At 67.7% G+C, this 25,166-nt stretch carries 17 protein-coding genes; 7 read left to right on the top strand and 10 right to left on the bottom strand.

Translation table 11 applies throughout. From position 1 onward, the window contains the following. Positions 1-44: 44 nt before the first annotated feature. The 3 genes from pabB to D7006_RS10120 are packed head-to-tail and all read left to right on the top strand — an operon-like array spanning position 45 to position 2,801. Positions 45-1,448 carry an aminodeoxychorismate synthase component I gene (gene pabB / locus D7006_RS10130; RefSeq protein WP_237356497.1) on the top strand — a complete coding sequence of 468 codons (1,404 nt, stop codon included), beginning with the start codon at positions 45-47 and terminating at the stop codon, positions 1,446-1,448. Then, the gene (locus D7006_RS10125; RefSeq protein ID WP_237356496.1) at positions 1,445-2,236 is read left to right on the top strand and encodes an aminotransferase class IV; all 792 of its coding nucleotides are present in this window, start codon (positions 1,445-1,447) and stop codon (positions 2,234-2,236) included. The genes pabB and D7006_RS10125 overlap by 4 nt, the downstream gene beginning before the upstream one ends. Positions 2,237-2,246: 10 nt before the next feature. Next, positions 2,247-2,801: a GNAT family N-acetyltransferase gene (locus D7006_RS10120; protein WP_237356494.1), complete on the top strand. Its 555-nt coding sequence runs from the start codon at positions 2,247-2,249 to the stop codon at positions 2,799-2,801. Here the strand turns inward: D7006_RS10120 and D7006_RS10115 are convergent. From D7006_RS10115 to crtY, 4 genes are read right to left on the bottom strand one after another with little or no spacing between them, the layout of a single operon-like run. Further along, the gene (locus D7006_RS10115) at positions 2,776-4,041 is read right to left on the bottom strand and encodes a glycosyltransferase (RefSeq protein WP_237356492.1); all 1,266 of its coding nucleotides are present in this window, start codon (positions 4,039-4,041) and stop codon (positions 2,776-2,778) included. The genes D7006_RS10120 and D7006_RS10115 overlap by 26 nt on opposite strands. After that, positions 4,038-4,979, bottom strand: coding sequence for a phytoene/squalene synthase family protein (locus D7006_RS10110; protein ID WP_237356491.1), 942 nt, complete (start codon positions 4,977-4,979; stop codon positions 4,038-4,040). The genes D7006_RS10115 and D7006_RS10110 overlap by 4 nt, the downstream gene beginning before the upstream one ends. Continuing rightward, the gene (locus D7006_RS10105; protein ID WP_237356490.1) at positions 4,976-6,493 is read right to left on the bottom strand and encodes a phytoene desaturase; all 1,518 of its coding nucleotides are present in this window, start codon (positions 6,491-6,493) and stop codon (positions 4,976-4,978) included. The genes D7006_RS10110 and D7006_RS10105 overlap by 4 nt, the downstream gene beginning before the upstream one ends. Then, a complete protein-coding gene (gene crtY / locus D7006_RS10100) occupies positions 6,493-7,650 on the bottom strand; it encodes a lycopene beta-cyclase CrtY (RefSeq protein ID WP_229643973.1) in 1,158 nt (385 codons plus the stop codon). Before crtY ends, D7006_RS10105 begins: the two co-directional genes overlap by 1 nt. 229 nt (positions 7,651-7,879) lie before the next feature. On the opposite strand from crtY, the gene D7006_RS10095 reads away from it, so the two are divergent. Next, positions 7,880-8,287, top strand: a complete 408-nt coding sequence (locus tag D7006_RS10095) for a DUF983 domain-containing protein (protein ID WP_169121048.1) — start codon at positions 7,880-7,882, stop codon at positions 8,285-8,287. Between the two features lie 6 nt (positions 8,288-8,293). Here D7006_RS10095 and D7006_RS10090 read toward each other — a convergent pair whose 3' ends face one another. The 6 genes from D7006_RS10090 to D7006_RS10065 all read right to left on the bottom strand — a co-directional run bounded on the left by D7006_RS10090 (position 8,294) and on the right by D7006_RS10065 (position 15,335). Continuing rightward, on the bottom strand, positions 8,294-9,700 hold the full coding sequence (locus D7006_RS10090) for a TRAP transporter large permease (protein WP_237356489.1): 1,407 nt from the start codon (positions 9,698-9,700) through the stop codon (positions 8,294-8,296). A 3-nt stretch (positions 9,701-9,703) separates the two neighbouring features. Then, a complete protein-coding gene (locus D7006_RS10085; RefSeq protein WP_169121050.1) occupies positions 9,704-10,285 on the bottom strand; it encodes a TRAP transporter small permease in 582 nt (193 codons plus the stop codon). 223 nt (positions 10,286-10,508) lie between these two features. Further along, the gene (locus D7006_RS10080; protein WP_237356488.1) at positions 10,509-11,498 is read right to left on the bottom strand and encodes a sialic acid TRAP transporter substrate-binding protein SiaP; all 990 of its coding nucleotides are present in this window, start codon (positions 11,496-11,498) and stop codon (positions 10,509-10,511) included. 339 nt (positions 11,499-11,837) lie between these two features. Next, a complete protein-coding gene (gene scpB, locus D7006_RS10075) occupies positions 11,838-12,650 on the bottom strand; it encodes a methylmalonyl-CoA decarboxylase (RefSeq protein WP_237356487.1) in 813 nt (270 codons plus the stop codon). Beyond that, entirely contained in the window at positions 12,647-13,744 is a 1,098-nt protein-coding gene (locus D7006_RS10070) for a CaiB/BaiF CoA-transferase family protein (protein ID WP_237356486.1), read from the bottom strand. The genes scpB and D7006_RS10070 overlap by 4 nt, the downstream gene beginning before the upstream one ends. Positions 13,745-14,111: 367 nt before the next feature. Continuing rightward, entirely contained in the window at positions 14,112-15,335 is a 1,224-nt protein-coding gene (locus D7006_RS10065) for an N-acetylmuramoyl-L-alanine amidase (protein WP_237356485.1), read from the bottom strand. 802 nt (positions 15,336-16,137) lie between these two features. On the opposite strand from D7006_RS10065, the gene D7006_RS10060 reads away from it, so the two are divergent. The 3 genes from D7006_RS10060 to D7006_RS10050 all read left to right on the top strand — a co-directional run bounded on the left by D7006_RS10060 (position 16,138) and on the right by D7006_RS10050 (position 25,156). Continuing rightward, the gene (locus D7006_RS10060; protein WP_237356484.1) at positions 16,138-19,401 is read left to right on the top strand and encodes a ribonuclease E/G; all 3,264 of its coding nucleotides are present in this window, start codon (positions 16,138-16,140) and stop codon (positions 19,399-19,401) included. A gap of 464 nt (positions 19,402-19,865) precedes the next feature. Further along, entirely contained in the window at positions 19,866-22,289 is a 2,424-nt protein-coding gene (locus D7006_RS10055; RefSeq protein WP_237356483.1) for a penicillin-binding protein 1A, read from the top strand. A 374-nt stretch (positions 22,290-22,663) separates the two neighbouring features. Further along, positions 22,664-25,156 (top strand): EAL domain-containing protein, encoded by a 2,493-nt coding sequence (locus D7006_RS10050; protein WP_237356482.1) that lies wholly within the window; start codon positions 22,664-22,666, stop codon positions 25,154-25,156. The last annotated feature ends 10 nt before the right edge of the window (positions 25,157-25,166 follow it).

Here is a 25,166-nt window from a genome sequence, read left to right as displayed (position 1 = left end):
TAGCGCCATGGTGGGACCGAAGCGTTCTGAATCGGTCGCCCCCTGTGCTTATCGTTGAAATCCCGTATCGCGACCCGTTCGCCGCGTTCCAGGCCTTCGCCGACGCTCCCCAATGCGCCTTTCTCGACAGCGCGGCGGACAGCGACGTGCGGGCGCGCTGGTCCTATATCGGCGCGGATCCCTATGCCTTCATCACCTCCGGCGCGGACGGCGTCCGGCTGAACGGCGATCTCGTGCCCGGCACACCGTTCGACGTGCTGGCCCGTGCGCTGAATCCCGGCGACCTGCCGCCGTGTCTCGGCCCCTCCTCGGCGCCCGTGCCGTTCCTCGGCGGCGCCATGGGCTATCTCGGCTATGAGCTGGGCCGGCATCTGGAGCGCCTGCCGCCGCCCCGGCCGGCGACGCCCTCCGTGCCTGAGATGGCCATGGGCTTCTACGACGCCATCCTCGCCTTCGACGGGCTGGAGAAGCGCGCCTTCATCGTCTCCAACGGCCGGCCCGAAACCGGAGATGCGGCCGAGGCCCGCGCCCAGCACCGCGCACAGGAGCTGTTCGACCGGATCGCCACCGCGCCGGGCACGGCGCCCGCCGCGGATTTCAGCCGCACCGGCACATTCGCGCCCGACCAGCCGCGCTCGGAGGTGGAGGCCGCCGTCGCGCGGGTGATCGAATACATCCGCGCCGGCGACATCTTCCAGGCCAACCTCACCCACCAGATGCGGGCGAAGGTGCCGGCGGGCCTCACCGACCTTGCCCTCTACACCCGCCTGCGCGCATTGAGCCCCTCCCCCTTCGCCGCCTTCCTGCGTGCGGGCGACGAGCTCGCGGTGCTTTCCGCCTCCCCCGAGCGCTTCCTCTCCCTCTCCTCGGACGGGCGGGTCGAGACGCGCCCCATCAAGGGCACACGCCGCCGCAGCGCCGATCCGGCAGAGGATAAGGCGCTGGCCGACGCGCTTCTCGCCTCGGTGAAGGACCGGGCGGAAAACCTGATGATCGTGGACCTGATGCGCAACGATCTCTCGCGCGTCTCCGAGGTGGGCAGCGTGAAAGTGCCGGTGCTGTGTGGGCTGGAAACCTTCGCCAGCGTCCATCACCTCGTCTCGGTCATCGACAGCCGGTTGAGGCCCGGCCTCGGCCCGGTGGACCTCCTGAAGGCCTGCTTCCCCGGCGGCTCCATCACCGGCGCGCCGAAGATCCGCGCCATGGAGATCATCCACGAGCTGGAGCCCACCCCGCGCGGCGTCTATTGCGGCTCGGTTGCGTGGATCGGCTTTGACGGGGCGATGGATTCCTCCATTGTCATCCGCACCATCACCCGCTCCGGCGACACGCTGCTCACCCAGGCGGGCGGCGGCATCGTCGCGGATTCCGATCCGGCGGACGAATATGAGGAGAGCCTCATCAAGCTCTCGCCCATGCTGCGCGCGCTTTCGGGAGAGGGCGCATGAAGCTGTTCCTCGGCTCCGCGCTTGTGGAGGAGGCGGACGCGACCGTCTCGCCCTTCGATCGCGGCTTCACGCTTGGAGATGGCCTGTTCGAGACGCTGCGGATCAAGGGCGGCAAGGTGTTGCGCGTGGACGCGCACCTCGCCCGCCTCGCCGCCGGGGCCGACGTGCTGGGCATGCCCCTGCCGGCCATCGATCTCACAGCGGCGCTGGCGCAAACCGCGGCGGCGAACGGCCTGAGCGAGGGCGTGCTGCGCCTCACCCTCACCCGTGGCACCGGCCCACGCGGCGTGCTGCCGCCGGCCGAGCCGAAGCCCACTTTGGTCATCACCGCCGCGCCGCTCTCCCCGCCCTTGCCGGCCGCGCGCCTCGTGATCGCGCAGGGCACCCGCCGCAACGACCGCTCGCCGCTCGCGCAGGTGAAGTCGCTGAACTATCTCGACGGCATCCTCGCGCGGCAGGAAGCGGCGCGACGGGGCGCGGATGACGCCATCCTGCTCAACACGCGCGACGGCGTAGCGGAAACCTCCATCGCCAACCTGTTCGCAGTCATAGACGGGGTACTCATCACGCCGCCTTTGTCCGAGGGCGTCCTGCCCGGCGTGATGCGGGCTGAGGTGGTCGCCGCCGGTGCGCAGGAACGGCCGCTGACGGTGGATGACCTCGCCTCGGCCGAGGAAATCCTGCTTACCTCGGCACTCGGCATCCGCTCCGTCGCGACCTTGGAGGGACGCCCTCTCCCCTCCACCGTGGCCGCCGAACGCCTGCGCAGCCTGATCGAGGGCGCATGAGACGCCGGCCATGACCGCGCCGACGCTGGCTACCGCGCGCCTCACGCTGCGCCCCTGGCGCCCATCGGATCGCGATGGTCTGTGGCGGATGCAGTCCAACCCACGCACCATGGAATTTCTCATGCCGGTGCCCGATCGCCCCGCGAGCGATGCGGTTGCGGATCGTGCCGAGGCGCATTTCGCCCGCCACGGCTTCGGCCTGTGGGTGGTGGAGGCGCCCGGCGTCACCGACTTCGCCGGCTATTGCGGGCTGGTCCACGTGCCCTACGCGGAGCACTTCACCCCGGCCGTGGAGATCGGCTGGCGGTTCGATCCCGCCTTCTGGGGCCACGGCTACGCCACCGAGGCGGCGCGGGCGGCGCTGGATTTCGGCTTCGAGACGCTGGGACTGGAGGAGATCGTCGCCATCACCGTGCCGGCGAACCTTCGCTCGCGGGCGGTGATGGAACGGCTCGGCATGGTGCGGGACGAAAACGGGGATTTCGACCTGCCGTCGACGCCGCCGGGACACCCGTTGCGGCGGCAGGTGCTCTATCGCCTCAGACGGTCACAAGCGCGGGGCTGACCACCGCCGCCTCGATGAGATCGGCGGCATCCTTCACGCCGCGCCCCTGCGCCATTTCGGCCGCGATACGCCGCGCATTCTCGCGATAGCTCGGCTGTTCCAGCACCGCGCGCAGCGCTGCTGTGAGCCGCTTCTGGCTGGCGCGGCCGGCGGGCACGACCTCGGCCACGCCCGCATAGGCGAGGCGCGCGGCCGTGGCCGGCTGCTCGAAGGCGATAGGCATGGCGACGAGCGGCACGCCCTCGGCCATGGCATCGAGCACCGTGTTCATCCCGCAATGGAGCACAGCCGCCGCGCAGCGCTTCAGAACCTCCTGCTGGGGCACGAAGGCGCGCACCTCGGCGAGATCGCTCAGCCGGGCGACCTCAGCCTGCGAGAGAAGACCGCCATGGGCGATGAGCAGGCGCACGCCCACCTCCCGCACCGCCAGCGCCACCTTGCGGAAAAGATCGGCGCGCGCCCCTTGCAGCGTGCCCAGCGAGCAGAAGACGAGGGGCTTGCCCTCAGCATTCGGCAACGGCGCGGTCGCGGCCGGGATGGCGGCGGCATCGCGCCATGGCGAGCCGTAATGGACGGTGGCGGGCAGCTCGGTGCGGGGAAAATCCAGCCCCTCGGGCATCTGCGCCACGGTGAGCAGTGGCGAGAAGCCGCCATCGGCGAACGGGTCGAGCCCGAACGCCGCGCCATGGCGCGCCAGAACCTTGCGCATGGAGGACATGAGGAAATCGGTGACGCGATAGCCGCCCTTGTTGCGAACGAGCGCCTTCTCCCCCGCCTCATAGGGCCAGGGCACGAAGGGCGGGGGCACGCCCACCTCGCGGTTGAGCAAGAGCGCCGTCGCGGTTGAGATGACCGGCAGGCCGAGATGACGCGCCACCAGCGTGCCGGCGGCCTCCGTCTGGTCCGCAATCACCGCGTCCGCCCCGACGTCGCGAAGCACGCCGGGCAGATCGCGGCACAGCATGTCCGTCTGCGCGGCGGTCGCGCGCAGGGTACCCAGAAGGCCGAACAGGCCTGTGGGCTTGGCGAGGCGGTTCACATAGGCGTCGAGGGCGCCAGCGGGATAATCGCGCGCGCCCACCGCCGCGAAGCCCGCGCCCCTGCCTTCCACCAGCCGCGCCGCATCCGCCATATGGACGAAGGTGACGCGATGGCCACGCGCGCCGAGCTCGCGGGCGAGCACCAGCAAGGGGTTGTAGTGCCCCGGCAGCGGCGGGGCGACGACGGCGAAATGGGTCATCGCGGCCGTGTCCACAAATGCGTCGGGCGCGGCGGCTGCGGGCCGCTGCGCCGGGTGGCGAGGGCGAGGCCGATGCCCTGCATGAGATAGCCGATCTTCTGCGCCTTGGTGGTGGAGACGCGCGCATCCCACGCCTTCGGCCCGCGCCGGCGCACTTCGGTGCCGATGGCGCGATAGACGCAGCGCGCGGCGCCCACGGCGGCGGCGGCGCGGAACGGCAGGGCGCCCATGCCGATCACCGCCTGCTCGTAATAGGGCTCGGCCACGTCCAGCAGCCGCGCGACGGCGGCGGCGACCTGCGGACGATGTTCGGGTGCGGCGATCCCGCCGTCCGGCACGCCCTCCATGAGAAGAAAGGTCTCCGGCACATAGACGCGGCCGATGCCGGCATCCTCGATCACGTCGCGGGAGATGTTGGTGAGCTGGAAGCCGAGGCCGAGATCGCTCGCCCGGTCCAGCACCACCTCGTCCCGCGCCCCCATGATCAGCGCCATCATCACCCCCACCACGCCGGCCACGTGGTAGCAGTAGGTGAGCGTGTCATCGAGGGTCTCGTAGCGGCGGTCTTCCACATCCATGCGGAAGCCCTCGAGCAGGTCGAGGGGATGGCGCTCGGGAATGTCGTTGCGGCGGACCACCTCGGCGAAGGCGGCGAAGGCGGGATGGGAGGACGGGACGCCGCGATAGGCCCGGCGTGTCTCCTCGAACAGGGCATCCAGCCGCTCGGCCGGCGTCTGCGCGCTCGCGATGCGGCCGTGGCCCAGCTCCTGCCCGTCCACCACGTCGTCGCAGTGGCGGCACCACGCATAGAGCATCACCGCGTCTTCGCGCATGCGCGGCGCGAACAGCCGGGCGGCGGCGGCGAAGCTCTTGGAGCCCTTGGCGATGGCCTCCTCGCTCGCACCCACCACGTCCGGAGCAGCGTCTGCCCCACTCATGCCGGCGACCGGGCGGCGATGCCGAGATCTTCGAGGATAAGGCCGGCCGTCGCCTTGGCCGAGCCCACCACGCCGGGCACACCCGCGCCCGGATGGGTGCCGGCGCCGGCGAAATAGAGGTTGGCGATCTTGTCGTCGCGGTTGTGCGGGCGGAACCAGGCCGACTGCGTGAGGATCGGCTCCACCGAGAAGGCCGAACCGAGATGAGCGGAGAGTTCGTCCCGGAAGCCGAAGGGCGTCAGGATGCGCGTCGTAACGAGGCTTTCCTTGAGCCCCGGCAGCAGACGCTGCTCCAGATGCCCGAGGATGCGGTCGCGATACTTCGGGCCCTCCACCTCCCAGTCGATCTCCGCCATGCCGAGATGCGGCACGGGGGAGAGCACGTAGAAGGCGGTGGAGCCCTCCGGCGCCAGCGACTTGTCGGTCACGGTCGGTGCGTGGAGATAGAGCGAGAAATCGTCCGGCAGGCGCGGGCCCTTGAAGATCTCGTCCACAAGGCCGCGATAGCGCGGGCCAAACAGCACCGTGTGGTGCTGGAGATGGTCCCAGGTGCGGTTGGCGCCGAAATAGATGACGAACAGCGACATGGAATGCCGCTTGCGCGCCAGCTTGGCGCCCTCCGCCTTCCCGCGCGCGCTGTTGCGCATGAGGTGGGCATAGGTGTGCACCACGTCCGCGTTGGAGGCGACGAGGTCGAACGGTCGCATCTCCCCTCCGACGCGCACGCCGGTGGCGCGGTCGCCCTCAACGACGATCTCATCGACCTTGGCGGAAAGGTGGATGGTACCGCCGAGGTCGGTGAACAGCTTCACCATGCCGCGCACCAGCGCGCCGGTGCCGCCGCGGGGGAAGAACACGCCCCATTTGCGCTCCAGCGCATGGATGAGGGCGTAGATGGACGAGGTGGAGAAGGGGTTTCCGCCCACCAGCAGCGAGTGGAAGGAGAAGGCTTCCCGCAGGTGCTCGTCCTTGATGAAGCTCGACACCATGGAATAGACCGAGCGCCACGCCTGGAGCTTCGCCAGCTGCGGGCCGGCCTTCATCATGTCGGAGAAATTCAGGAACGGCACGGCGCCGAGCTTGAGATAGCCCTCCTCGAACACCGCCTTGGAATAGGCGAAGAAGCGCCGGTAGCCTTCCACATCCGCCGGGTTGAAGGCGGCGATCTGGGCGTCGAGGGCGGTCTGCTCGTTCACATAGTCGAACTGCCGGCCGTCCGACCACAGCAGCCGGTAGAAGGGCGAGACCGAGATCAGGTCCACATAGTCGCTGAGCCGCCGTCCGGCCGCCTCATAGACCTCTTCGAGGCAGGAGGGGTCGGTGATGACGGTCGGCCCGCCATCGAAGGTGAAGCCTTTGTCCTCGTAGACATAGGCCCGGCCGCCGGGCTTGTCCCGCTGCTCGAAGATGGTGGTAGCGATGCCGGCTGCCTGCAGGCGGATGGCGAGGGAGAGCCCGCCGAATCCGGACCCGATGACGGCGGCGCGGCGGGGAGACTTGGTGACGTCGAGCATTATCTGGGACCGATAGCGGATTTCGTCTCGGGGAGGCAGGAAAGGGCCTTCAGCACCGATACGGGCGGACGGCCCGTAAGGATGCGTGCCTTGTCCTTGAACGTGAGGCGATCCCCGTAGAAGCGTTGGATCAGGTCCTCGGGCAAGCGGTAAAAGCGCTCGAGGATGGCATAGCGGCGATCCGGCGCGGCCGCGCGGAACAGCATCCGGTTGAGCAGCCGGAAGAACCCGCGGCTCTCCCAGCGTCGGGCCGCGTGCTGACGCACGAAGGCGGCGATCGCCGGGCCCGACATATCCGGCAGCTCGCTCACGAGGTCCGCGAGTTCCAGTGCATCCGGCAGGGAATAGCCGGTGGTGGGGTGGAACAGTGCCGCTCGCAGCCCGACCCGCGCGACCCCCTGGGGCGCCTCGGCCAGGAAGGCGCCGATATCGCCGCCAAGGGCGATGGGCAGGACGCCTTCCTCTTCGCGCACCACGTGGTCGATCTCCCAGCCCTGCGTGGCGGCATAGGCGGCGATGCGGCCGCGCAGTGTCTCGATGGGGAGTTCGGCGCCGCTGGAATAATAGGTGTCCTCGATCAGCAGCGTCTGCGGGTCCAGCGGCAGCACATAGACAAAGCGATAGCCGTCGATCTGCTCCACCCGCGCATCCATGATGAAAGGCCGGTGCAGGCCGTGCGGACGGGTGAGCTGCACCTCCTGGCCGAGGAACTTCTGAAAGCCGAGGTCAAGGTGGCGCGACGAGACCGGCCCGCGTCCGTCGATCACCGCCCCAGCATCGATGCGCTCGCCGCCGGCGAGGACGACATGATCGGCCGCCACATGGGCCACCTTGGCGTTGAGCCGGATGGATGGATGGAGGCGCTCGTGCATCACCTGCGACATGCGCTCGGAGGTGATGGTGCCGTAATGGCCCTTGAGGATGCGCGAGTAGGCCGGGAAGTGCACGTCGTGCCCCATCCACACATGGGCGCGGAACGGGCTGAGGAAGGCGTGCTGCATGCGGCCGAAATCGCTGGAATGATAGGACCAGCTGTGGTTGCCGCCGACGCTTTCGCCGGCCTCCAGCAACAGCACCCGCACGCGGCTGCGCCGTTCGGCGATGCGGGCGGCGATCAGGCAATTGGCGAGCCCGGCACCGACGAAAACGATATCCATGCCCGCCCCGTTCCCTTGGGTTGCGCCTCCTGAAAGCCGAATAAAGGGCGTCCGGCCGCGTGTCACCCCCTGCGTCAGGATGGATGCGGCCTGGTGCCGCTGCGACTCGGTCTCACTTGCGGGTGGCTCGGTCGACACTTACCTGACGGGAGCACACTGCGCCGGCGAACAATCGCCAGACCCGCGTGACGCCGGATGGGCAGACGCCCGCACCGGCCCGGGAGAAGACATGAACGAACAACATTGGCCGAGGCTCTCGCCCCTTTCGACGGGCGTGAGAGGCCGTTGCCCCCGCTGCGGCGAGGGCCACCTTTTCAATGGCTTCCTGACGATTGCCCCGGCCTGCGAGGTCTGCGGGCTCGATTATTCCTTCGCCGATCCGGCGGATGGGCCGGCCTTCTTCGTCATGTGCTTCGCCTGCGTGCCGGCGGTTCTCTTCGCCATCTGGCTGGAGGTGGCCTTCCAGGCGCCCTACTGGGTCCACCTCGTGACCACGCTGCCCCTTTTGCTGCTCACCTGCATCCCGCCCCTGCGGCCGTTGAAGGGCTGGCTGGTGGCGAGCCAGTATTACTACAAGGCCGAGGAAGGCCGCCGCGTCATCGCCCCGTCCGCCCCCGAGGGACGGACGGGCGCCTGATCGCCCTCAGCGTCCAAGCCCCATGGCATGGGGCAGCCAGAGGGTGAGGCCGGGAATGTAGGTGATCGCGAGCAGCGCGATCATCAACGGCACCAGCCAGGGCAGGATGGCCATGGTGGTGCGTTCCACCGAGAGCCGCGCCACCCGCGCCAGCACGAACAGCACCATGCCCAGCGGCGGGTGCAGCAGCCCGATCATCAGGTTCAGCGTCATGATGAGCCCGAAATGGATCGGGTCGATGCCGAGCTTGAGCACGATGGGCAGCAGGATCGGCACCAGGATCGTGATGGCCGCGATGGTGTCGATGAAGCAGCCCACGAACAGGATGAGCAGGTTGGCCAGCGCCAGGAACACCCACTTGTTCTGGGTGAAGCCAAGGATGGCGTCCGACAGCATCTGCGCCGCCTGGCTCGCCGTCAGCAGCCACGCGAAGATGGACGCCGCGGTGACGATGAACAGCACCGATGCCGTCGTCTCGATGGTATCGAAGGTCGCTTTCGCCAGCGTCTTCAATGTCATGGAGCGGTAGCGCACCAGCCCCAGGAACAGCGACCAGATCACCGCCGCCACCGCCGCCTCAGTGGGCGTGAACCAGCCGAGCGTCATGCCGCCGATGAGGATGACCGGCGTCATCAGCGCCATGACGGCGGAGAAGTCGAAGTACCAGTCGAGGGCGATCAGCACCGCGAGGGCGATGAGGACGGCCTGGTTGGTCGAGAGCCCGACCTCGATCATCACATAGACCGCCGCCGGGAAGGCCAGCACGATCACGACCTCGATGCTGGCCGAGAGCAGTTGCCGCCAGTTGAAGGCGGCATCGGAGCCCCAGCCGTTGCGGCGGGCGAAATAGGCGACCGTCGCCATCATCAGCAGCGTCATCACCACGCCGGGCACCACGCCACCGAGGAAGAGCGCGCCGATGGAGACGTTGGCCAGCATCCCGTAGATCACGAACGGCAGGCTGGGCGGAATGATCGGCCCCAGCGTCGCAGAGGCGGCGGTGACACCGACCGCGAACTCCGTGGAATAGCCATGGTCCTTCATGGCCTTGATCTCGATGGTGCCGAGCCCGGCCGCATCGGCAATGGCGGTGCCGGACATGCCGGAGAAGATCACCGAGCCGATGATGTTCACCTGGCCCAAGCCGCCGCGCATCCAGCCGACCAGCGCCACCGCGAAGGCATAGATGCGCCCGGTGACGCCGGCGATGTTCATGAGGTTGCCGGCAAGGATGAAGAACGGCACCGCCAGAAGCGGAAAGCTCTCCACGCCGGCGATCATGCGCTGGGCGATGACCACGTCCGGCACGGTGCCGCTGACGAGGATGTAGACGAGCGACGCCCCGGCCATGGCGATGGCCACCGGCACACCGCAGAGCATCAGGAAGAGGAACCCGCCGATGAGCAGCCACATGGCTCAGTCCCCCTTGTGATCGTAGGTGCCTTCGAACGCCTCGGGGCGTTCGAGCACGCTGTAGCCGCGGCGGATGTTGCCGATGGCGACCTGGACCGAGCGGATCAGCATCATCACGAAGCCGAACAGGACCGCGTAGTAGACGACGCTCTTCGGCGCATCGACCATCACCATGGGCTCGTCGCCGACGAGGGCGATGTAGCGCACCATCAGCCACACGCCGTAGGCGATGAAGCTGGTGCGCACGAGGTCCACGAACAGCGAGAGCACGTGCCCGGCCCGCTCCGGCAGGAAGCGGTAGATGAGGTCCACCTGGATGTGCCGGGAGAGCCGCACGCACATGGCCGCACCGATGAACACCACCGCCACGAGGCAATAGGTGGCAAGCTCCTCGGTCCACGAGAAACTGTCGTTCAGCACGTAGCGGGTGAAGAACTGGGTGAAGACCAGCCCCGCCATGATCCAGAAGATGGCGAGGGTGATCCAGTCCTCGAAGGCGTAGCCGGAGAGGTCCACCTCCTCCTGCTGCTCGAACGTATGGGCGAGTTCCTCGCCGGTGACGCGGGTGTGGACTTCTTGGGCCATGAAGGGGTCCGGGCTGAGGGAAAGGTGCGCGCGGAAATCAAGAAAGCGGAGCCCTGCCCGCCGCCGTCATCCCCCGGCTTGTCAGGGGGATCCACGTATCGGCGAGAACGGCGAGAGCATCACGGGCACCGCATCGGCGGCACCGCGGATGCCCCGGACAAGCCGGGGCATGACGGTTGTTGAGACCTGTGAGGCGATATGAGCAGCCGGAGACCGCCCAGCCTCACATGTTGCTCTTGATGGCCTGGATGCGGTCCCAGTCGGCCTTGCGATAGCCGAAGCTCTCGAAGGTGATGTTCTTCATCACGGTGTTGCGGAAGTCGTCCGTGTCCACCTCCACCACGGTGAGGCCCTTCTGCTTGAAGATGTCGAGCAGTTCCTTCTCCCGCTGCGCCACCTCGGCCGTGGCCTTGGCGGCCGCTTCCTGGGTGACCTCGGTGAAGATCTTCTGGTCCTCGGGCGAGAGCTTCTTCCACAGGCTGCTGGAGATGATCGTGTTGAGGTGGTCCACGATGTGGCCCGTCAGCACGATGTTCTTCTGCACCTCGTAGAACTTCTTCGCCTCGATGGTGGTGAGCGGATTTTCCTGCGCATCCACCGTGCCGTTCTGGAGGGCGAGATAGACCTCGGCGAAGGCGATGGGGGTGATGTTGGCGCCGCAGGCCTTGGGCATAGCGAGATAGGCCGGGGCGTCCGGCACGCGGATCTTGAGGCCCTTCATCTCGGCGCAGGTCTTGAACGGCTTGTTCGAGGTGGACTGGCGCACGCCGTAATAGGTGACGGCGACGATATGGTTGCCGGTCTTGTCCTCGTAGCCCTTGGCGAGATCCTTGAACACGTCGCTCTTGGCGTAGGCCAGCAGGTGGCCGGCATCGCGGAAGGTGTAGGGGTAATAGGTGACGCCAATGGGCGGATAGGCCTTTCCGGCAAAGCTCGAGCCGGAGATGATCATATCCACGGTGCCGAGCGTCAGGCCCTGGTTGATGTCGCTCTCCTTGCCGAGCTGCGAGGAGGGATAGACATCGATCTGGTAGCGCCCGTTGGTGCGCTTGGCGATCTCGCCCGCAGCCCAGACGGAGGCGGTGTGGAAGGGTTCGGACGGCTCGTAGACATGCGCCCACTTGAGCTTGGTCTGGGCGCTGGCCGGCCCGCCGAGCGTGAAGGCAGCCGCAAGGGCGAACGCGGCCGCAAGGCCACGGCGACGGTCGATCATCAATTTCCTCCCACACGGAATGCGGCGTCTTTGTCCGCTTTTGTGCTCGATGCAGCTTGGCTTCCGGCGGGAATTTCAATCGTTTCAAATCCCAGCGGGAGACCCGGCCCGGGCCATGGTACTCGGTCGCTGGCGCAGGGCAAGGCTCATGTCGACAAGAGTCACACATGAGCAACGTGGCGCCGCCCGAGCATCCGGGCGGAACGGCCGGGGCTCATGCCCCGGCCAACACGGCCTGGTGACGAGCGGGCGCGGAACTGCAACGGGCGGCAGGGCCGCATTTAAGGCGGGGCCACCGCCCCGGCACAGCGGGTCGCACCGCGCCGCTCGCCGGCCGGATCAGACCCCCTTGAACTGCGGTTTACGCTTCTCGAAGAAGGCGTTGATCCCCTCCTCGTAGTCCGCGCTCTCGTAGACCTGCCGACGCATGTCCTCGATATGTTCGAAGACCTGTGCCGCCACCGGCTGCAGGTCCGAGAGCACCCGAAGCTGCTCCTTCACCACCGCAATTGCCAGCGGCGCCTTGGTGGTGATGTGCTCGCCGAGGGACTGAGTGTAGGCCTCGATCTGAGCCGAAGGCACCAGATGGTTGAGGATGCCCCAGCGCGCCGCATCGTCCGCCTTCACCGGGGTCGCGGTGAAGAACATCTCCTTGATGAGATTCAGCGGCAGGCGGTTGAGGCAATGGAGAAGGCCGGTCGTGTTGTAGGGCAGACCGAGGTTCGCCGGCGTGATGGCAAATTCACTGGTCTCGTCGCCAATGATGATGTCGCAGGAAAGAACCAGATCGAACGCGCCACCCCAGACGGAGCCCTGGATCATGGCGATCACTGGCCCGGGATAGCTGCGGATGGCCCGCAGCGCCCGCTCCAGGGGATCGCCGTAGCCGAGCGGGTCTTCGTGCCCCCGCGGCAGCTCCTTGATGTCGTGCCCGGCGGACCAGACCTTGAGGCCCGGCGCGGCGCGCAGGATCACCGCCCGCACCGACTTGGCCTTGAAGTCCGCAAGAGCGTCGATGAAGGCGTCCAGCAGAGCGGCGCTCAGGGCGTTGCGACGAGCGACGTTGTTGAGGGAGATGGTGCCCACCCCGTTGGTCACCGAGGCGATAACCATGGGCGCCGGGGCCGGCGTCGGCGATGCGGGGGCGCTCATGCCTTGGCTCCTGCACCGGCGCCGACGAACTCGGCGAGGATCTGGGCGCGGTTGGCGTCAAGCTCCGGCGGCGGCGCGAAGGTGGCCGGCTCGGGCTGGCCGATTACCTTGATGGGATTGCCGGCCACCTTGATGGTCCCGGCGACGGGATCATTCACCGAAACCACCATGTTGCGGGCCGCCACCTGCGGGTCCTGCATCATGTGCGGGATGTCGTTGATGGGGCCGCACGGCACGCCCTTGCCGTTGAGCGCATCGAGCCAGTGGGCGACCGGCTGCTTGGCGAGCACCTTCTCCATCTCGTCCTGCAGGGCATCCACATTCTCGTGGCGCAGCTCGTTGGTGGCGAAGCGCGGGTCGGTGAGCAGGGCCGGCTCCTGCAGAGCCTCCGCAGTCAACTTGAACAGGTGGTCGTTGCCGGCGGCGATGATGACGTAGGAATCGGAGGCCTTGTAGGCCTGGAACGGAGCGATGGAGGGGTGGCGCGTGCCATGCGGACCCGGCACCTCGCCGGTCTTGTCATACGCGGTAATGGCGTCTTCCATTATCGCCACCTGGCAATCCAGCATGGCGATGTCGACCTTGCAGCCGACGCCGGTCTGGGCGCGCTTAAACAGGGCCGCATTGAGCCCCATGGTCAGATAGAGCCCCGCCGCGATGTCGCCGATGGAGATGCCGACCCGCACCGGCCGCCCGCCGGGATAGCCGGTAAGGCTGATGATACCGCCCATGCCCTGCACCACCATGTCATAGGCGGCACGGCGGGAATAAGGGCCGTTATCGCCGAAGCCGGAGGCGGCGCCGTAGATAAGGTGGGGATAGCGGGCGTGGAGCGTATCCCAGCCGTAGCCGAGCTTCTCCATGGTGCCAGGCCGATAGTTCTCGACGAGCACATCGGCCTTTTCGAGCAGCTTCTCGAAGATGGCGCGATCGTCGGCCTGCTTGAGATTGAGCGCGATGCTCTCCTTGCTGCAGTTGATGGCTGAGAAATACATGGACTTCCCGTTGGCGAACGGGCCGAACGCGCGCGAATCGTCGCCAGTTCCGGGAATTTCCACCTTGATGACACGCGCGCCGAGATGGGCGAGGTTCATTGTGCAGAACGGCCCCGCGAGCACTCGCGAAAGATCGATCACGGTCACGCCAGAAAGCAACGGTCCAGGTGCCGTATTCTGATTGTCAGCCAACTTCGCCCCCCAAGTAGAGTGTGGATCACACACCCAGTTTCACGATCGGTTGTCCGCTCAAGCGAGCGCGCCGTTCTATGATTTGATATTGGGGAAATGGTCTAGCTCACGCTCAACACTGTGACTAGGAGAGACCCCGCCCAAGGTTAATCGCAGCCGCGAAACGTCACATTTGGAAGTATCGAACTCGCCGCACCGGCTTGGCCATCGGCCATGGCTGGCCCCTTCGAACCTTCCATCGAGCGATTGCGCGACCACCCGATCGGATCACGCTCTACCGGCCAGGACCGGAATCGCCGTCTTCCACCGCCTGATGTCCCGCCGCCCCCTTGTGGGCGAAAAACTGCGTGACGCCGGCCGCGATGGCGTCGGCCATGCGGTCCCGACCGGCTTCGGAGGTGAGCTGCTTGAGGTCGTCGGGACTCGACATATAGCCGAGCTCCACCAGCACGGACGGCACGTCGTGGGCGCGCAGCACGCGGAAGCCGGCAGATTTCAGCGGCGTGCCGTGCATCCGCGTCGCCGCCTTCATGCTGCCGACCAGCGTGCGGGCGAAGAGCGCGGAGAAATTGCGTGTCTCCCGCTGGGCGAGATCCACGAGGATGCCCGCCACCTCGTCGGTCTCGTCGGAGAGATCGACGCCGGCGATGAGGTCGGCCTTGTTTTCCTTGTCCGCCAGATGGGCGGATTCCGTGTCGCTGGCGGTCTCCGACAGGGTGTAGACGCTGGCGCCGCGTGCCCTGCCATCGCCGCGGGCGAGCGCATCGGCATGGATGGAGATGAACAGGTCGGCCCGGTTCGTGCGGGCGATGCGCACCCGGTCGGCGAGCGGGATGAAGGTGTCGGTGGTGCGGGTCAGCACCACGCGATACCCGCCGGCCTTCTCCAGCCGGTCGCGCAGGGCGAGGGCGGTTTCCAGCACGATGGTCTTCTCGACGAAGGCCGAATAGCCGGACGTGCCGGAATCGATGCCGCCATGCCCCGGATCGATGACGATGACCGGGCGCGTGCCGCCGGCCGGCGGCGCGGCGACAGCCGCAGCCGGTAGCGCGGTGCGCTGTTCGGCCTCGGTGGCGATGGAGCGGGCGAAGGCGTCCGCATCGGCCTTGACGAGGTCCACCACCAGACGGGCCGGCTGGTCGTCCACCGCGTCCAGCACGAACGCCTTGTCGATGGCGACCGGGCCGGACACTTCCAGCACCATGCGCGCCTTGCCCGGCGCAAAGACACCGAATCGGTACGCCGTCACCAGTCCGCGTCGGAGCTGACCGGCATCGGGCTTTAGGGCGAAGGTGACGTCGGAGAGGTCGAGAATCACCCGTGGCGGGTTGGCGAGGGTGAAGGCCCGGAAAGCGGGGGCACGATCGAGGTCGACGATCAGCCGCGTGCGCTTGGCGTCGCCGGCGAGCCGCGCCTCCCGCGCCAGTGCCGGTGCGCCCCCCTCCCCCTGCGCCCAAGCGGGGCAGGCGACCCCTGCCACAAAAGTGAACAGGATCAAGAAAGCAGCAGCGCCGCGCAGCCCCCACCTGGGGAGAACAGACAAGGCGGCGGGGCCGGGGCGGCGTCGCATCATCGCAATCTCACCCTCGTGCAGGCCGCCCGTCGGCAGCGGTCAGAAGCGGGCCACAAGAGAGGGGCAGGCTTAAGGCGGGGGTGTAAACGGCCCGTTGACGGAGCGTTATAGCCGTCCGGTGCGAGGTTCAGGACGCATGATCCTTGCCAAGCGGGAAGTCGGGCGGGTAAGAAGGGAACCGTACACAGTTCGCGTTCCGGAACAGGCTCTTCGGCCCCGGTTGCCGCGGCTGCCGCAGGGCGTGTCGAGAATCCGGGCGGGTCGCTGCGCATGCGATAGCCCGGAATCAAGGCAGCCCCAATTGCCGACGGCGGCACCTCAGGGACGATCCCCCGTCACCGAGGACCCTTTAGGCAAGCGCCGAACCGGCGCGGGCGGCATGCCTCGAAGCCAGCTTCGCCGATGGTCCGCGAGGGGACGATCTGGGGAATCGGGCGAGTGTGTACCGTGGCCGGAACGAGGCGCCCGCCTCCGCCCCGGCCTGAACCCTTCATCGAGGAGCGGGTAGCCGAGGGCATGGAATTTTTTCCGCACGACATGCGCGCTGAGCGCGCTTCCGTGTGCCCCGCCCCCGAGCGTGCGAGCGACGCGCTTGGGCGTACCTGTGCCTCCCCTTCTTCCTCACGTCATCACATCCGGCGCCAGAACGGTGTCGCGGCAGCGCCCGCAGGGGTCGAGCCGCGGCCGTCGCGGAGCATTGCTCCCGGCGCCGTGAAGAGAGATTTCCATGGCCAACAAGATGCTCATCGATGCGACCCACCCGGAGGAGACCCGGGTCGTGGTCGTGCGCGGGAACCGGGTCGAAGAATTCGACTATGAGTCCGCATCCCGCAAGCAGCTGCGGGGCAACATCTATCTCGCCAAGGTGACGCGCGTGGAGCCGTCGCTTCAGGCGGCCTTCATCGAGTACGGCGGCAACCGCCACGGCTTCCTCGCCTTCAGCGAGATCCATCCCGACTATTACCAGATCCCGGTCGCCGACCGCCTCGCTTTGATCGAGGAGGAGGAGCGCGCCGCGCGCCTTGCCGAGGACGAGGCCGACCTCAAGGATCGCCGCCGCGAGCGCAGCCGCGCCAAGCGCTCCCAGCCGGACCAGAGCATCAGCACCGCCGCCGAGCCGGTGGAGCATCCGGCCCCCGAAGCCGGCGAGACACCTGCTGCCGAAGAGTTTGAAGCTGCCGAAGGCGCCGCGCCCGCACAGGATGCCGTCACCGAGGCCCCCTTCGAGGCCCCGGAGGTGTCTTCCGCGCATCACGCCGAGCCAATGAGCGCGCTGGTGGCCCCCGCTGAGGCCGCGGAAGCCGCTGCCGCCGTGGTCGAGGCCGCCATCGATGCTCCCCTGGGCACCCCCCTCCCCGCCCCGCAGGAGCAGGCGGCGGATGACGAGGAGGCCCTGCGCCGCCGCGAGGCCGCCGAGGGCGAGAGCGATCCCGCGCCGATTCTCGAAGGCGAAGCGGTGATCCGCGAGGAAGTGACCGTTACCTCCGCGTCCGGCGAGGACGAGGCGCCCGAGTCGGAGACCGACGAGGACGACGACGCCGAAGAGGACGAGGACGAGGAAGACGAAGAGGACTCCGACGAGGCTCCAGAAGAGAAGGCCCCTGAGGAGTCCGCTCGCGAGGAGCGCTCCGACGACGAGGAGCAGCCCCGCTCCCGCCGTCATCGCGGCCGCCGGCATGATCGCAAGCGCGACAAGGACGAGGACGAAGACGAGGACGACAGCGATGTCGACCAGATCGACGAGGAAGAGGAAATCGAGCACCTCGGCGCCGACGAGGACGCCCTCGAGGAGGTGCCGGAGCGCGCGCCGCAGCGCCGCGCCCGCAGCTACAAGATTCAGGAAGTCATCCGTCGCCGTCAGGTGATGCTGGTGCAGGTGGTCAAGGAAGAGCGCGGCAACAAGGGCGCGGCCCTCACCACCTACCTCTCCCTCGCCGGCCGCTATTCCGTGCTGATGCCGAACACCGCCCGTGGCGGCGGCATCTCCCGCAAGATCACCAACGCCGTGGATCGGAAGCGTCTGAAGGAAGTGGTGCAGGACCTGGAGGTGCCGGAAGGGATGGGCATCATCCTGCGCACCGCAGGCGCCAACCGCACCAAGACCGAGATCAAGCGCGACTTCGAATATCTCCTGCGGCTGTGGGAGACGGTGCGGGAGATGACCCTCTCCTCCACTGCGCCGAGCCTCGTCTACGAGGAAGGCTCGCTCATCAAGCGCGCTATCCGCGACCTCTACAACAAGGACATCGACGACATCCACGTCGCCGGCGAGGAGGGTTTCCGCGAGGCGCGCGACTTCATGCGCATGCTCATGCCGAGCCATGCGAAGTCGGTGATGCCCTATCGCGAGCCGCAGCCCATCTTCGCCCGTTACGGCGTGGAGCAGCAGCTCGATGCCATGTTCTCCCCTGTGGTGCAGCTCAAGAGCGGCGGCTACATCGTCATCAATCCCACCGAGGCGCTCGTCTCCATCGACGTGAACTCGGGCCGGGCGACCCGCGAGCACCATATCGAGGACACCGCCCTCAAGACGAACCTCGAAGCTTCCGAGGAAATCGCCCGCCAGCTGCGCCTGCGCGACCTTGCCGGCCTCATCGTGATCGATTTCATCGACATGGAGGAGAAGCGCAACAACCGGTCGGTGGAGCGCAAGCTCAAGGATTGCCTCAAGAACGACCGCGCCCGCATCCAGATCGGCCGCATCTCGCACTTCGGCCTTCTGGAGATGTCGCGCCAGCGCATCCGGACCGGCGTGCTGGAAAGCTCCATCGAGGTGTGCCCGCACTGCGGCGGCACCGGGCACGTGCGCTCGGCGGCCTCTGTCTCGCTCCAGCTGCTGCGCGCGCTGGAAGAGCAGTTGCTGCGCTCGCAGACCCACAATCTCATCGCCCGCACCCGCACCGAGGTGGCGCTCTACGTGCTGAACCAGAAGCGCGCCCATCTGCGCGAGCTGGAGGAGCGCTTCAGCGTCACCCTCTCCGTCGCGGCGGACGAAAGTGTCACCGGCCACCAGCCCTTCATCATCGAGAAGGGTGATCTGGCCGCACCCGCGCCCGCCGCCCCGCGGCCGAGCACGGTGGTGCAGCCCGACTCCATCCTGCCCGACGAGGATTTCCTCGAGGAGGACGAGGAGGAGATCGTCGAGGAAGCCGAGACCGAGGCTGAGGCTGAGGCCGAAGCGTCCGAGGGCAATGGCGAGCGGACCGACGAGGCCGGCCGCAAGCGCCGCCGCCGCCGCCGTCGCCGGCGGGGTGATCGCGAAGAAGGCCGCGAGAGCGCCGAGGGTGCCGAAGGCGAGGAGGAGGATGACGCCTCCGCTGAAGCCTCTGAGGCCCAGGACGGCACGCGCGACGAGAACGCCCGCGAGGATGACGAGCGCGACGACGAAGAGCGTGGCGAAGACGAGCGCGCCGATGGCGAGCGTTCCGACGACGAGAACGGCGACCGCCGTCGCCGTCGCCGCGGCCGCCGCGGTGGCCGTCGCAACCGCCGCGAGCGCGACGACGATGCTCCGGGGAGCGCCGACGGCGAGAGCGACGGCTCCGAGGAAAGCGACGACGAGCAGCCGGTGGCCGCAGAGGCCGAGGTTGCGGCAGCTCCCGTCACCGCGCCCACCTTTGCCGAGGCCCCCGCTGAAGTCCGGGCCGAGCTGGTAGCCGAAGCCCCCGCCACGCCGGCCCCCACGCCCGAGCCGGTGGCGGAAAGCGCCGAGGCGGCGCCCCGCCGTCGTCGCTCCACCATTCGCGAGAAGGCGCCGGTGATCCTGTCCGAGGGCGGCATCGCCACCCCGGTCGCACCCGTTGCGGCGGAAGCGCCTTCCGAGCCGGCCGCCGAGCCCGCCCCTGAGGCTGCTGCTCCCGAGGCGGCAACGCCGGCCCCCGCTGCCGAGCCTGCCCCGGCGCCCGAGACGCCCGCAGCGCCGGCCGAAGAGACCACGCCCCCCGCCAAGCCCCGCTCGGGCTGGTGGCAGCGCAAGCTGTTCGGCGGCTGACGCCTTCCGGCCAAACCTGTCCTGAATGTGAAAGGGCCTCCTTCGGGAGGCCCTTTTCATGTGGGGTATCCGGTTCGAAAGGAGCCCCCGGCCGAAAGCGCTCTTCCGTCGCGAAGAGGCCACGTTTCGCCCCCATAGCGGTGGCCGTGCGAGTCCCTGAGGGCGGACACGGTTGACGAATTCCGATACTGGCCGCCCACCGTGACGCAACGTTAAGGCGAGCGCAAATGCGGTGAACGGTTGCCTTGGGGCCCTGGGTTTCCCAATGTAGTCGCTTCGCATCGGTGCCAAGTCGGGTTATGGCAAGTCGCGCTCTTGAAGATCGCGGTCATGCCAAGGCGGCCGCCGGGTTGGCGGTCGGCGTGGACAGCGTGCGGTCAGGCGAGGATTGCGACGGCCGGACCGGCGGCAGTCAGGGCCCGGCGTAGGGCGTCCCTCGGGTTGCGGCGGGAGGAAGCTGCGAGATGCGGGTGATTTTGAGGTTCCTGGGTTTCCTGTTCGCGCTCGCGACGCTGGTCCTGCTGGCGGGTGCGGCGGGCGCGACCTATCTGGTCTGGAAATATTCCCAGGACCTGCCCGACTACTCCCAGCTGCAGAATTACGAGCCGCCGGTGATGACCCGCGTCCATGCGGCGGACGGTGCGCTGGTGGCGGAGTATGCCAAGCAGCGGCGCCTCTATATCCCCATCCAGTCCGTGCCGCGCCTCGTGATCGAGGCGTTCCTCTCGGCCGAGGACAAGAATTTCTACGAGCACGGGGGCATCGACCCCACCGGCATTTTCCGCGCCGCGCTGACCTTCGCGCAGAACTACGGCAAGAACGTCCGCGCCCAAGGCGCCTCCACCATCACCCAGCAGGTGGCGAAGAACTTCCTCCTGACCAACGAGCGCAGCCTTGACCGCAAGATCAAGGAAGCCCTGCTCGCTCTGCGCATCGAGCGCGCCTACTCCAAGGACCGCATCCTCGAGCTGTACCTGAACGAGATCTATCTCGGCATGGGCGCCTACGGCATCGCCGCGGCGGCGCTGGTCTATTTCGACAAGTCCGTGGACGAGCTGAATGTGCAGGAAGTGGCCTATCTCGCCGCCCTGCCGAAGGCTCCCTCCAACTACAACCCCTTCCGCGAGCGCAACCGCGCCACCGATCGCCGCAACTGGGTGATCGACCGCATGGTGGAGAACGGCTTCGTCTCCCAGCAGGAGGGCGAGGCCGCCAAGCGGGCGCAGCTGGAGGTCACCCCCCGCGCCACGGGCGCGCAGATCTTCGCTGCGGAATATTACGCGGAAGAGGTACGCCGGCAGATCTACGAGCGCTACGGCGAGCGCAAGCTCTACGAAGGCGGCCTCTCCGTGCGCACGCCGCTCGATCCCAAGCTGCAGGTGCTGGCGAAGAAGACCCTGACCGACGGCATGGTGCGCTACGACGAGGAGCGCGGCTGGCGCAAGCCCGTCACCCACATCGACCTCGTGCCCGGCGACGACTGGGGCGTGAAGTTGGGCGAAGTGCGGGAATGGACAGACATTCCCTGGCGCCTCGCCATCGTGCTCGACGTGAGCAAGGACAATGCCCGCATCGGTCTCCAGCCGTCGCGCACCAAATCCGGCCAAAGGTCCATCGAGCGCGAGGTCGGCCTGATCCCGGCCGAGGGCGCCAAATGGACGCGCAAGGCCATCAACCAGGTTCTGAAGCCCGGCGACGTGGTCTATGTGGAGCCGCTCGGCAGCTCCGGCGGCCAGTGGCGCCTGCGCCAGCCGCCCGGCGTCGAAGGCGCCATGGTGGTCATGGAGCCCACCACCGGCCGCGTGCTCGCCCTTTCCGGCGGCTTCTCCTACGACGAGAGCCAGTTCAACCGTGCGACGCAGGCCATGCGGCAGCCGGGATCCTCGTTCAAGCCCATCGTCTACTCGGCCGCCCTGGACAACGGCTACACGCCGTCCACCATTGTGGTCGACGCGCCGTTCGAGCTGGAGCAGCAGGGCCAGGACACTTGGCGGCCGGAGAACTACTCCAAGAAGTATTACGGCCCGCAGACGCTGCGCTTCGGCCTGGAGCAGTCGCGCAACGTCATGACCGTGCGCCTAGCGAACGACGTGGGCATGCCCATCATCGCCGAATATGCCAAGCGCTTCGGCATCTATGACGACATGCCGCCCTACCTCGCCATGGCGCTGGGCTCCGGTGAAACCACGCTTATGCGCATGACCGGCGCCTACGCCATGATCGCCAATGGCGGTCGCAAGGTGACGCCTTCGCTAATCGACCGCATCCAGGACCGCTACGGCCACACCATCTATCGCCACGACGAGCGAGAGTGCCGCGGCTGCGAGGCGACCAAGTGGGAAAACCAGCCGGAGCCGTCGCTGATCGACCGGCGCCCGGTGGTGCTCGACCCCATGACCGCCTACCAGATCACCTCCATGATGGAGGGCGTCGTGCAGCGCGGCACGGGTACGGCGCTCAAGGAGCTGGGCAAGCCCATCGCGGGCAAGACCGGCACCACCAACGACGAGAAGGACGCCTGGTTCATCGGCTTCACGCCGGAAATCGTGGTCGGCATCTATCTCGGCTACGACAAGCCCAAGCCCATGGGGAAGGGCTCCACCGGCGGCCTCCTCTCGGCGCCCATCGCCCGCGACTTCATGAAGGTGGCCATCGCCGATCGCCCGGCCATCCCGTTCCGCGTGCCCGCCGGCATCAAGCTGGTCCGCATCGACCGCAAGAGCGGCCAGCGCACCAGCGCCGGCGACGGCAACGCCATCCTCGAAGCCTTCAAGCCCGGCACTGCGCCGCCGGACGGCTATTCGGTGGCGGGCTATGCGGGCACCGATGGGTCGAATCCCGAGCCCGTCACCCCAGTGGCCCGGACCGGGACCGGCGGCCTCTACTGAAGCTCAAGTCCTGATCCCCCCGCGGCCCCCTCCCCCGCTCACAGCGGTCGGCAGGCCCGCGGCGGGCGCTTGAGCGTTGCTGTGCGTCAGTATGCTGCAGCGCAAAGTGCCCGCGTCTTCCGGGATGCAGCGGCGCTGCATTGGCAAGCTTTCCCGACGGGTCATAGCCTTGCGTTATGCGGTCTCTGCCCCCGGCCACCAGCCCGGATTTTGACGCAGATTAACCTCATTCTCGTACCGTTCCTGTACAAGCCCGCCGAGATAGGTAAGCTAGTCACGCGTGCCACTTGCCATTGGGTAAGCTGAAGTTTTCGCGCGTGGATGGCCTTGTGGCGTCCTCTCACGCAGAGGGCGTACAGCCGGGAGCTTCAGCCATGGACGGGAATATGGCGGATCGCCCAGCAGCTGCCCGCGCCCAAGGCCGCGAGGCTGTTGTCTTCTTCGACACGAACAACCTCGTCACGTTCATCAACACGGCCGCCGAGCGCCTGTGGGGACTGAACGAGGGGGAGGCGATCGGGCGCCCCGTGGGCGATCTCATTCCCGGCGCGGGAGGGGAGCCCAGTGGAGAGCTTCCCCTCTTGATCACGCGGGACGACGGCTCCCGCGTGGAGGGCCTCGTCTCCGTCACCCGCGCGAAGCATAAACGGGAGACCTATTACATCGCCTTCGTCCGCCCCACTCTGAACCCGCCCGTGCACACCAAGAGCCTCGCAATCCTAGCCGCTGTCGCCGAGAAGACCGACCGCGGCGTGCTTGTCGCCGACGCGCACGGCAAGGTGATCTACGCCAACCCCGCTTTCCGTGACATGCTGGATGACGGTACGGAATGGCCGGAGAGCGTCACCCTGGCCGAGTTGTTTTGCGGCCGGCTGGGGAACGCCTGCTTCGCAGACCACATCCAGGACGCCATGGACCGGCGCATCGCCCTGTCCGAAGACGTTGCGCTCAAGGGCAAATCGGGAATGGAGGTCTGGGTGTCGGCAAGCGTCACTCCGATCATGGATCGCCAGACCGGCGTGCTGGAGCAAGTGGTCGCCGTCGTCGCGGACATCACCCACACCCGGCTCGTGGAGGACCTCCAGCGTCAGGTGCTCGGCGCACTGGCCGCCGATGCGCCCATGGCCGACATCATGGACATCCTGTGCCGCAAGGTGCAGGGCCTCGCACCCAACGCGCTCTGCTCCATTCTCGGCGTCACCGCGGACGATCGTCTGACGGTGCTGGCGGCCCCGAGCCTTCCGGCCGAGTTTTCCGCCGCCGTCGAAGGCCTACCCATCGGCCCCCGCAGCGGCAGCTGCGGCACGGCGGCCTTCCGCGGCACGCCGGTGCTGGTCGAGGACATCGCCACCAGTCCCCTCTGGGAGGACTTCCGCGACATTCCCATCCCGCCCGGCATCACCGGCTGCTGGTCCATCCCTGTGAAACTGCGCGGCGGGAAGGTTGCGGCCACCTTCGCCTTCTATTTCCAGACCGCCCACGGCCCGACGCCGTGGCTGGAGAACGTCGTCGCTGCCTGCTCCGATCTCTGCGCCCTGGCGCTGGAGCGCTTCGAGGCCAAGAAGCGCATCGAGATGCTGGCCAATGTGGACACGCTGACCGGCCTCGCCAACCGGCGCCAGCTCCACGCGATCCTCGAGGAATTGTTGGTGGAGGCCCGCACGCTGGAGCAGCCGCTCGCCGTGCTCTACCTCGACATCGACCACTTCAAGGACGTGAACGAGACGCTCGGCCATTCAACGGGCGATCAGCTGCTGGTGGAAGTGTCCCGCCGGCTCAAGGCGCAGCTTCGCACCGGTGACGTGGTGGGGCGGACCGGCGGCGACGAATTCCTCGTGCTGGTGCATGACTGCACCGCGGAGGAGGCGGCCCGCATCGCCCGGCGGCTGCTGGAATACGTGGCCGCGCCCATCACGGCGCAGGCGCTCCACCTCACCATGTCCGCGTCGGTCGGCATCGCGCTCTATCCCGACCATGGAACGGACGCGGAAACGCTCCTCAAGCACGCGGATACCGCCGTACACGAGGCCAAGCGCAAAGGCCGCGGCAAGTTCCACTTCTTTACCGAGGAGCTGAACCGCCGGGTGCTGGACCGCTTGGTGCTGTCCGTCGCGCTGCGCGAGGCCATCCAGAACCGCGCTTTGCGCCTCGTCTACCAGCCGCAGGTGCTGCTCTCCTCCGGCGCGCTCCACGGCGTGGAGGCGCTCGCCCGCTGGACGGATCCGATCCACGGCGATGTCCCCGCCACCCGCTTCATCCCGCTCGCCGAGGAATATGGCCTCATCGAGAGCATCGACGAATGGGCGGTCGAGGCGTCCTGCCAGCGTATCGCCACATGGCGGCAGGAGGGCGTCGACGTCCCCCACGTGTCGGTGAACCTCTCCCCGCTCAGTTTCCGCAGCGGCGATATCGTCGGCTTCATCTCTGGCGCGCTGCGCGAGTACGACCTGAAGCCTTCGGACCTCAGGGTCGAGATCACCGAGCGGGTGATGATGGACCAGCACCCGAACTCCTTCGCCACCGCGCGCGCCATCGAGGCCCTCGGCGTGCGCATCGCCATGGACGATTTCGGCACGGGCTATTCCAGCCTCAGCGCCCTCTCGCGCCTCCCCATTGCCGAGCTGAAGATCGACCGGTCCTTCATGCTCTCCATCGAGCAAGACCAGAACGCCCAGGCGCTGGCAACAGCGGTGATCCGCATAGGCCACAGCCTCGGCATGACGGTGGTGGCGGAGGGCGTCGAGACGCAGGCGCAGGCCGATCTCCTGCGATTCCTCGGGTGCCACGCGGCGCAGGGCTTCCTGTTCGCCCGTCCCATCGAAGCGGCGGACATCGGCTCCTGGCTCGCGGCACGGCGCGCCGGCTGAAGCTTTCTGC

Origin of the sequence: Xanthobacter sp. YC-JY1, from assembly GCF_021730305.1 — a bacterium.
Taxonomy (GTDB): Bacteria; Pseudomonadota; Alphaproteobacteria; order Rhizobiales; family Xanthobacteraceae; genus Xanthobacter; species Xanthobacter flavus.
Note: the sequence above shows the minus strand (reverse complement) of the source record. Positions and strands in the feature narration are given on the sequence as shown.